Annotated in this window: 9 protein-coding genes; 5 read left to right on the top strand and 4 right to left on the bottom strand. The window is 52.0% G+C overall.

The genetic code is table 11. The features are described 5' to 3' along the window. The 4 genes from AC5JO6_RS03395 to AC5JO6_RS03380 all read left to right on the top strand — a co-directional run. A partial coding sequence (locus AC5JO6_RS03395) for an ArsA family ATPase (protein WP_496079633.1) occupies nucleotides 1–1,257 on the top strand: 1,257 nt, incomplete at its 5' end. A gap of 88 nt (nucleotides 1,258–1,345) precedes the next feature. Next, a complete protein-coding gene (gene fraC / locus AC5JO6_RS03390; protein WP_496079632.1) occupies nucleotides 1,346–1,888 on the top strand; it encodes a filament integrity protein FraC in 543 nt (180 codons plus the stop codon). A 41-nt stretch (nucleotides 1,889–1,929) separates the two neighbouring features. After that, complete coding sequence (locus AC5JO6_RS03385; protein ID WP_496079631.1) at nucleotides 1,930–3,081, top strand: DUF5357 family protein; 1,152 nt, start codon at nucleotides 1,930–1,932, stop codon at nucleotides 3,079–3,081. Between the two features lie 153 nt (nucleotides 3,082–3,234). Continuing rightward, nucleotides 3,235–4,008 (top strand): ABC transporter permease, encoded by a 774-nt coding sequence (locus tag AC5JO6_RS03380; RefSeq protein ID WP_496079630.1) that lies wholly within the window; start codon nucleotides 3,235–3,237, stop codon nucleotides 4,006–4,008. Nucleotides 4,009–4,026: 18 nt separating this feature from the next. On the opposite strand, the gene leuD is transcribed toward AC5JO6_RS03380, so the two are convergent. The 3 genes from leuD to AC5JO6_RS03365 form a co-directional block, all read right to left on the bottom strand. Continuing rightward, nucleotides 4,027–4,632: a 3-isopropylmalate dehydratase small subunit gene (gene leuD / locus AC5JO6_RS03375; RefSeq protein WP_496079629.1), complete on the bottom strand. Its 606-nt coding sequence runs from the start codon at nucleotides 4,630–4,632 to the stop codon at nucleotides 4,027–4,029. Between the two features lie 126 nt (nucleotides 4,633–4,758). Next, entirely contained in the window at nucleotides 4,759–6,801 is a 2,043-nt protein-coding gene (locus AC5JO6_RS03370; RefSeq protein ID WP_496079628.1) for a protein kinase domain-containing protein, read from the bottom strand. Next, nucleotides 6,798–6,929: a hypothetical protein gene (locus AC5JO6_RS03365; RefSeq protein ID WP_496079627.1), complete on the bottom strand. Its 132-nt coding sequence runs from the start codon at nucleotides 6,927–6,929 to the stop codon at nucleotides 6,798–6,800. The genes AC5JO6_RS03370 and AC5JO6_RS03365 overlap by 4 nt, the downstream gene beginning before the upstream one ends. 221 nt (nucleotides 6,930–7,150) lie before the next feature. Between AC5JO6_RS03365 and AC5JO6_RS03360 the strand changes: the two genes are divergently transcribed. After that, nucleotides 7,151–8,008, top strand: coding sequence for a DUF72 domain-containing protein (locus AC5JO6_RS03360; protein WP_496079626.1), 858 nt, complete (start codon nucleotides 7,151–7,153; stop codon nucleotides 8,006–8,008). A gap of 63 nt (nucleotides 8,009–8,071) precedes the next feature. Here the strand turns inward: AC5JO6_RS03360 and AC5JO6_RS03355 are convergent, their stop codons facing one another. Next, complete coding sequence (locus AC5JO6_RS03355) at nucleotides 8,072–8,617, bottom strand: TetR/AcrR family transcriptional regulator (RefSeq protein ID WP_496079625.1); 546 nt, start codon at nucleotides 8,615–8,617, stop codon at nucleotides 8,072–8,074. Nucleotides 8,618–8,803: the final 186 nt, after the last annotated feature.

Raw genomic sequence — 8,803 nt, 5'->3', positions numbered from 1 at the left:
GCAGAGGAAGCAGAGGAAGCAGAGGAAGCAGAGGAAGCAGAGGAAGCAGAGGAAGCAAGACGGACTCAAAGCTCCACCTCCTCATCCCCCCACCTCCCCATCTCCCCATCTCCCCATCTCCTCCTCTCCCCATCTCCCCATCTCCTCTCCCCTCACCTCCTCGATCGCCTCGCCGAACAACAGCAACTTCTGACCAAATTCATCGCGCTGGCTGACCGGAAGCCTGTTTTTGCAGTGCCGCAGCAAGCACAAGAGCCAATGGGGGCGATCGCGCTGGATGATCTCTTCACGCAAATTCAACCAGCGAAAGTGGCATCAGCCCTCATCACCGCACCGCACCTCCAGATGCCTGCTAAAATTCCGCCTGGTTTTGGCGATTTTGTGGCAGCAGGGCGACAACTGATCCTGGTCGGCGGCAAGGGTGGTGTGGGCAAAACAACAGTGGCAGCGGCGATCGCGTGGGGCATGGCAGAGCGCTATGGCGATCGTAAGATTCGAGTCATTTCCATCGATCCAGCCCACTCGCTGGGCGATGCGTTTGGGCAGGTGCTGGGACATGAGCCGATCGCGCTGACACCGAACTTGAGCGGTCAAGAAATCGATGCCGAACAGGTACTGGGTCAGTTTCGACAGGATTATTTGTGGGAACTGGCAGAAATGATGAGTGGGGAAACGAGTGATGGTGATACCACGCTCAAGCTTGCCTACGGTCCTGAAGCGTGGCGCAAAATTGTCTCGCAGGCGCTTCCTGGTATTGATGAGATGCTGTCGCTGATCACAGTCATGGAGTTATTGGAATCGAAAGCGCAAGACCTGATTGTGCTGGATACCGCTCCTACAGGGCATTTGCTGCGTTTTCTGGAGATGCCGTCCGCGATGGGTGACTGGCTTGCCTGGATCTTTAAGCTGTGGCTGAAGTATCAAGACGTATTGGGACGCACCGACCTGATGGGACGATTGCGGACGCTACGGCAGCGTGTGATGCAAGCACAGAAAAAGCTGAAAGATCCCAAGTACACCGAGTTTATTGGTGTGATTCAGGCGCAAGCAGCCATTACAGCCGAAGCGCAACGGCTGGCAGAAACGCTAGATACGATGGGCGTGGCTCAACATTATATTGTCCATAATCGCTTTGAACCGGGTCAGAAGCTGGCAGAAGGACTCTTCTCGGAACGGACGATCGTGCACCTCCCAGGCTTACCACGCTCGATCGCACCCAGCGATCGTCTGCAAATGGCAGCAAAATTATTGTTTTAATCAGCAGCGATGACGGTAGGCATCGCTAGAATACTGGTACTATCCATTCTGCATGAGCCGTCTGCTGACCTTTTGAAGGAAAGGAGTGATGTTTTTTGAGATTCTGCCACTACGAGCAGTGGTTTTTCAAATACTGTTTTTATTGATTGCGATCGCGCTTGAGGCTCTGGTCTTTTACAGAACGCTGAGTCTGGACTACAAGACCAGTATGCAATATGCCGTTAGCGTTAATCTACTTTCAACCTTTGTTGGTTGGCTGTGTTTTTTTATTGGTCAGCCCTTTTTACCCCTGGCATGGCGCGTTCAGTTGATCAGCTTTATCTTTTTTGAACAGTTTTATGCCGACCCTATGCTGCTGAATGTAGCCCCAGTCCTGATCATCCTTACGCTAGGTATGTTCCTAGGCACCTTTTTAATTAAGCTCAAGGGATTAGATTTTTTGGAGCTTCTTTTAGAGAAAAATGAGAAGCCGAGTAGTGCGATCGAAGCTAAGCCTTTACGCTTTCGTAGACAGCAGAAACCGCTAGTTGGGTTTCGTAGCAACAGTAGAATCTATGCTGTTCTGGTTGCAAATGCGGTGAGTTTTAGCGTCATTTTAGTCCTTCTTTTCCTGCGTCTCATACTGGTTTAATGGCACAGTTTGATCTTTTTCGTTAGGCAGTCTCAGGTCGCATGGCAGATTTATTTAACTTTTTAGGACAACTAATCAGAGCGTTAATTCCTACTAGCTTAGGCTCCTGGCAAGCGCTTTTTTGGTTTGCAATACTTGCCTTAATTGTTTGGAATCTGGGCTTTAATCTTGCCATTAGAAATGTTGTTCTTTCGGTACTCAGTATCGATGATGTTTTCAAGCAGTTACGTAAAACGCTCACGCCACCCAAGCCAGATTCCTGGCAGACATTGCTTTGGATTAGTATTTTTTCTTGGGCAATGTCACTCCTACCAGAGAGCGTCTTTATTCAAGGTTTTATTGCTACCTGCGCCTGGTTTTTTCTCATTCCGGGCATTCATTGGTTTCTGCATGAAGAGAAACTCAAAGTTTTTGACCTGACGATTAACGTCAAAAAGGATTTAACGATCAATGGCATCTGGTTGGGTCCCTGGATTACCGGAGCCTTGGTCTGTATGCTGCTGTCCTCAGGTCTGTTGGATAATCGTGCCTCAGTGGCTTTGATTGGCTGGGCACCGATTTCAGCAATAATCGCCGCCTTGCCAAAATTTATTGCAATGGGTCCCAAGTACAAAACCCCTGATCCGCCTGCACGCCAGGAACTCGTGATTTTGCTGCTGACCAATCTGCTTCTAAGCTGTTGGTTTCAACTGTTTTTTCTGACTCAATCTTGGCTGGTTGATTACCCCAGTCTGCTGACAGAGGATTTAAGTAGAAGTGCGTTTGTTGTGAAGCTTGCCAGCAATCGTCCACCGTCTCGCGGTGTCCTGATTTTGGATCAGGCTGAGACGATCGTTCGAGAACAGTTAGACGGACGACCCTGGTCGCAGGTCGAACGATGGCTGTACGACTTAAAACCACAAATGCAGCAAGTAGAAACGACCGTCATGAGTCGATTGCCTCCAGTGAAGGAGAATGAACTGTGGCGTTTAGATGGGCAGGTCTTGCCGAGAACCGAGTACCAGCTTCAAATGGCGGCAGTTTGGCAAGGTCCATCGGCTGCTGGATCTGGGTACTATTTGATGAAACCCTGTCAAATTACCCGCATTTCTGATACGCGACGATCGATCGCGCGCACGGTTGCTTCAACTCAGATTGCCAGAGTAACCTGTGATGCTACGACCAGTCCCAAAGCAGGGCAACCGGAGGGATGAGAGAGGGGATAAGGGGTAGGAGGATAAGTTACCTGTTGACGTGTTGATTCATCGGCAGCACTGGCGCAAATCTGCTGTCGAGATGTTTGGAAGCCTTGACCACAGGAAGATTTTGACCGTTTTACAACAAGCATGAGTTTGAGTAATAAGGCGATGAATGCAGCTAGAACGTTGGTGATTACGACAAATGTGTTTCGTGAGGTCATGCGCGATCGCGTGCTGTATTTGATTGGCTTGTTCGCTCTTTTCTTGATTGCTTGCGTCCGGTTGCTGCCCGAAATTGCGGCGACCACTGATCAAAAGATCTTGCTGGACGCAGGTTTAGCCGCGATGAGTTTGCTCGGCTTGGTGATTGCTGTTTTTGTGGGCACGGGGCTGATTAACAAAGAGATTGAAAAGCGCACGGTACTGGTGCTGATGGCGAAACCGATCAGTCATACAGAGTTCATTGTGGGCAAGCATTTGGGACTGTCGGCAGTGCTGGCGGTATTGATCGCTGCCATGACAGCCATTTATATGACAGTGTTAGTCTTCGATCGCGTGGCGTTTCCGGTGGGCAGCATCCTTGTCTCGTCGGTATACCTGTTTCTTCAGCTTGCGCTGGTAACGGCTGTGGCGATCGCGTTTGGTGTCTTTACCAGTTCGCTGCTGGCAACGCTGCTGACCTTTGCAGTTTATTTTATGGGCAACTTTAGCCGCGATTTGGTGACATTGGGAACCCTCAGCAAAAATCCAGCCGTTGAAAACATGACCCGCAGCCTTTATCTGGTGCTGCCGGATCTGGCACGACTGGATCTCAAAAACCAGGCAGTGTATGGTCAGTTGCCCAGCCCTACATTGCTGCTGGAGAATGCGCTTTATGGAATTCTCTATACGGTTGTACTGCTGGCGATCGCCACCTTTGTCTTTTCCCGACGCGAATTTTAGCTCTACGCTGGAATGGTTTTAGCTAGCGAGTTTGCTCCAAGCGACGTAGGGCAAGCGCGATGCCGTTGCTTTAACTTGCTCTGCCTGAGCCACCAGTTGCCCACACGCATCCCAGGTGCCGCTGAGCATCATTTGACGAACCCCATCGCCCATTACGACAGGCACTGCAACATCGCCGTACTGCACGGTCAATGCTTCTAAATTGATGGTTACAGGCAGATCAGGCGTTGCGACGATCGCCTCCTGCAATTGTTTCACCGCTTCGGGAGCAGCCGTCACGCAGGGAATGCCCATTGCCACACAGTTGCCAAAGAAGATTTCGGCAAAACTCTCGCCGACGATCGCTTGTATGCCCCACTTTGCAAGCGCTTGGGGTGCATGTTCCCGCGATGACCCGCAGCCAAAGTTGTTATTTACTACCAGAATGGTTGCGCCCTGATACTGGGCTTGGTCAAATGAATGCTGCCCGTTCGTCTGCTTGCGATCGTCGGCAAACACTTCAGCACCCAGCCCATCAAAGGTCACGCAACGCAAGAACCGTGCTGGAATGATGCGATCGGTGTCAATATCATTACCAACCAGAGGAATGCCGCGCCCCGAAACCGCTTTGACTTCACTTACCATAGAACGTACCGATAGCTAAGACTATTCAGTATAGAACGGATCAATAGCGCAATGTCAGTGCAGCGAAAGCTTGTACGACTGTCGGAACTGGGACGATCCCTGATGCAGCACCCCGATCACTCCATGTCACCGTGCTGTATCAGGAGATGAGATGTTATCCGCAGCAGCAAGGCTCAGGTCATAGTTGGTTGAGCCAGACGCATCAGAGACGACCACAATTTCATAGAAGCCGGATTCTGCTAACTTGCCAGACCAGCTTGTTTTAGCTGAGTCATCCAGTAGCGCGGCAGCTTTGCTGGTCGGCGGATAGATGGAGAGACGAGTGGCTTGGTTTGCCTGTAATTTGATTTGAATGACCTGTTCTTTGGTTAGCTGAGCAATGTATGCCTTGCCTTCGCCTGCTTTGAGCAAGCCGCTGACCTGTTGACTAAACTGTCCTTCTGGAACTTTGATGGTTTCTAGCGCGGTGCCAGCTTTGACCGCATTGAGTTGCTCGGCGGCGATCGCCTGCCACACCTGACCGATCGGCTGGTTCAAAAGATTCTGGCGCGGCTGATCGGGAAAGAGATTGAAAAAGCGTGCATCGGTGAGGTCATTGAGCGCCCGACTGCTGAGGTTAAGCTGATTGACGGCTGTCTGTCGTGCTTGCAAATCGGCATCAGTGTATTGTCCCAGGCGCGATCGGGCATCACTGCTGAGGGGTTTGAGTTGATCTAGCCATTGGTTGGCAAGCTGATCCCACTCAGCGCGGAAGGCTGCATCGGCTTTGTCTGTCGTCAGTTGTCGCCCGCGTCGGTCTGGATGCTTGGCGTAGAACGCTTCATTCACCAGGCTTGAGAGAAAGCCTGCGTCAATGCCCAGAGACTCACGGCGCTGGTTCAACGCTTGTTTGCGGTCTTGCTCTGCCTGCGAAAGTTGAGGGATGGGCGGCTTCGTGACAGCCGTGGTTGGTTTAGACGGTTGGGTTTGAGGCTGCTTGGGCTGCCAATCGTGGGCAATCCACCAGGTAAACCAGGCTGTACCTGCCGCTAATAAAAGGAGGGCGATCGCGCCAAAACCAGAGGCTCGTCTGGGGCGCTTGGCAGGTGGATAGACCGTTGCCGCCTGAGTGAATTGCCCCACCTGAGCGGGCGCAACCGCCAGAGTTGCTGGATAGAGTGCCGAGGGCGATCGGTACTCATTTGGCGGTTGGGTGGCGCTATTGTCCAAGGCTGACAAGCTGCTGCCTAATGCTTCCAGCACTGCCTGCGCTGACTGGTAGCGTTTGGCTGGATTGGGATCGAGCATTCGATTCAGGATTGTCACCAACTTCGGGCTAAGGTTGACCTGTCGCTGCCATTGACGGCGATTGCCTGCCAGTAGATCCTGCGGTTCCTTACCTGTCAGCAAGACCAGCACTGTTGCAGCCAGCGCATATAAATCGCTGTGCGGAAAGACTTCGCCCCGATCCATCTGTTCACTGGGGGCATAGCCTACTTTGCCCAGACGGGTGATGTTGACGGGTGTTGCAGCCAGCGATCGCCTGAGCTGAGAATTCACCTCTGCTGCTGCCTGCTTCACACCACCAAAATCAATTAAGATTGGCGACCTATCTGCTGTCCGCAGCATTAAATTATCGGGTGAAATATCCCGGTGAATCACACCACAGGCATGGATGTAATCCAAGACGGGAAGGAGTTGGAGCAGCAGTTGCGTGATTTCTGGTTCCGTGAAGGGATGGTTTTGAGCTTGGCGCGATCGCAGCAATGCCTGATACGTTTCGCCCTCAACATAGTCTTGTACTAAAAAGAGCCGTCCTTTCCCCTGCCAGTCTGCCTGAAACAGTTCCCGAAAGCGCGGAATCTGCGGGTGTTGAAGTTTGTATAGAATGCCTGCCTCCCGCTCAAACAGTTCTTCTGCTTTATGTAGCGCCTCTGTCCCTTGAACCTGCGGCGCAAATTCTTTCAGCACGCAAAACTCATGAAACCGATTGGTATCTTCTGCCAGGTAGGTGCGCCCAAAACCTCCATGCCCCAACTCATGCAAAACGCGATACCGTAACCCCAGCGTTTGTCCTGCCAACCCGCCTAATGGCAATCCCGACGATGCAGGCAACATCTCACCACAGAGACGGCAAAAGCGATTATCGTCAGGATTGTTGTGCCCCTGGCTGCAAAAGAGAGTCTTCATGGGTTCCGCAATGGTGAAAGGAGAGTGTCAGGGAGTCGGATATGGGGATTGGGGTTATTAGGTGTAGGGCGGCGATCGTACGGTTGGCTTAATGCAGTCTCCATCATACCCACCGCAAAAGTGGTCATTAGCAGTTTTGTGGTGTAGAAGTAGAAGGCAGAGAGAGTTGTTGGTTACTGGTTGTTAGTTGTTGGAAGGAAGCAGCGGTCAGCCGTCAGCCGTCAGCGGTCAGCGGTCAGCGGTCAGCGGTCAGTAATCAAGAGTCTTCTCATCTTTTAGCCTTCATCCTTTAGCCTTCATCCTTTAGCCTTTATATCCCGCCCCTCACTCCTCACCCCTCTCTTCTTCCATGACCTTCCACCTCGGCTGTGCAATTTGGGCGTATAAGGGTTGGCTGGGAGAGTTATTTCCTTCTGATAGCCGCGCTGCCGATTTTTTGCGTCTTTACAGTCGTCGTTTTACGGCTGTAGAGGGGAATACGACGTTTTACTCGATCCCGGATGCGGCTACCGTTGAGCGTTGGGCAACAGAAACACCGGACGGGTTCAAGTTTTGCTTGAAGTTGCCCAAAAGTTCAACTCACAACGGGCTGTTGCAGCCTGCGCTTCCTGGGACGTTAGATTTTTTGGAAAAGATGCGTGGGTTGAGCGATCGCCTCGGTCCCTTTTTCGCCCAACTGCCACCCAGCTACAGCCCATTGAGTTTTGCCGATTTAGAAGCCTTTCTCACCGCGCTCCCACGCGACGAAGCAGAGTTTGCGCTGGAAGTGCGACACCCCGACTGGTTCAAAGCACCCCACGCTGACAACCTGACCGCACTGTTGGAACGTTTGGGTGTAGGGCGCGTTTTACTGGATACTCGTCCGATTTATGACGCACCCGATGATTCGCAGTTGCACTCCGATCGCAAAAAGCCCAAACTGCCCCTACAGCCCAGTGTCACGGCTCCCTTCAGTCTGATTCGCTTCATCAGCCATCCTGATTTGGATCTAAATCAACCGTTTTTGGCTGAATGGGTCGCGCTGGTAGGGCAATGGCTCCAACAAGGAACCCGCATCTATTTCTTTGTGCATTGTCCACTGGAAGAGCGATCGCCTGCCAACGCGAACTACTTGCAACGTCTTTTAGAACAGCAGCATGTTCCCGTGCCGCCGCTGCCCTGGAATGCGATCGCACAGGAAACACCCACTCAACTGACACTGTTTTGAAAGCGCGCGCGTTTTGAAAGAGAGTCCCTCCAAAGCAACGCGCTCATTCATGCTGGCGTTTGCTTACGCCGTCAAAAGTGTGTCTGGCAGTGCTGCTAAGACTCGTTGAAAGGGCGCTGTATCACCTAGCCCCTTTGCCAGAATGAGGGAGCCTTGAATCTGCAAAATGGCATCTTCAGCACGCTGTCGAGCGGTTGCAGCCTCTACGCCTGCGTCGATCGCCACACCTGCCAGCGCATCAATCCACACATTCAGCGCCTGTTGAATCTGCTCATGGAAGATATCGTTTGCCTCGCCCAGCGCCAGCATTGCCAGCAAACAAGCTCTCTGACCGTGATTGTAATACGCGTCCACGCTGTGAGCCATGGTCAGCAGTCGATCGATCGGCGCGATCGGGCTACGTAATGGCACCAGCATCCCCTCCTCTAGCTTGAGTTTCAGGTAATCCAGCACGGCGGCTGCCATCTCCTCTTTTCCGTTTGGAAAATGGTGGTAGAGACTCGCTTTGCCCAAACCTGTCGCGTTCGACAGTCGTGCCAGCGTTGCACCGTCATAGCCATACTGCCGAAAAACCTCCACAAGACGGACAACCGCTTCCTCTCTCAGCATTTATTGATCCCAACTGCACTATTGACAGCATACCGAACGATCAGTACAGTAGTGTTGTACCGAACGATTGGTACATTCGCAGGTTGATTTGAGCGGTCAGCGGTCAGCGGTCAGCGGTCAGCCAAGAATTTAAAGCTGATAGCTGATAGCTGATAGCTGATAGCTGATAGCTGATAGCTGATAGCT

Source organism: Tildeniella sp., from assembly GCF_059505325.1.
Note: the sequence above shows the minus strand (reverse complement) of the source record. Positions and strands in the feature narration are given on the sequence as shown.

Excerpts from the sequence above, each read along its gene's own strand:
- leuD (WP_496079629.1), bottom strand. The coding sequence starts at position 4,632 with ATGGTAAGTGAAGTCAAAGCGGTTTCGGGGCGCGGCATTCCTCTGGTT.
- AC5JO6_RS03360 (WP_496079626.1), top strand. The coding sequence starts at position 7,151 with ATGACCTTCCACCTCGGCTGTGCAATTTGGGCGTATAAGGGTTGGCTG.
- AC5JO6_RS03380 (WP_496079630.1), top strand. The coding sequence starts at position 3,235 with ATGAATGCAGCTAGAACGTTGGTGATTACGACAAATGTGTTTCGTGAG.
- AC5JO6_RS03385 (WP_496079631.1), top strand. The coding sequence starts at position 1,930 with ATGGCAGATTTATTTAACTTTTTAGGACAACTAATCAGAGCGTTAATT.
- AC5JO6_RS03355 (WP_496079625.1), bottom strand. The coding sequence starts at position 8,617 with ATGCTGAGAGAGGAAGCGGTTGTCCGTCTTGTGGAGGTTTTTCGGCAG.
- AC5JO6_RS03370 (WP_496079628.1), bottom strand. The coding sequence starts at position 6,801 with ATGAAGACTCTCTTTTGCAGCCAGGGGCACAACAATCCTGACGATAAT.
- fraC (WP_496079632.1), top strand. The coding sequence starts at position 1,346 with ATGTTTTTTGAGATTCTGCCACTACGAGCAGTGGTTTTTCAAATACTG.
- AC5JO6_RS03365 (WP_496079627.1), bottom strand. The coding sequence starts at position 6,929 with ATGACCACTTTTGCGGTGGGTATGATGGAGACTGCATTAAGCCAACCG.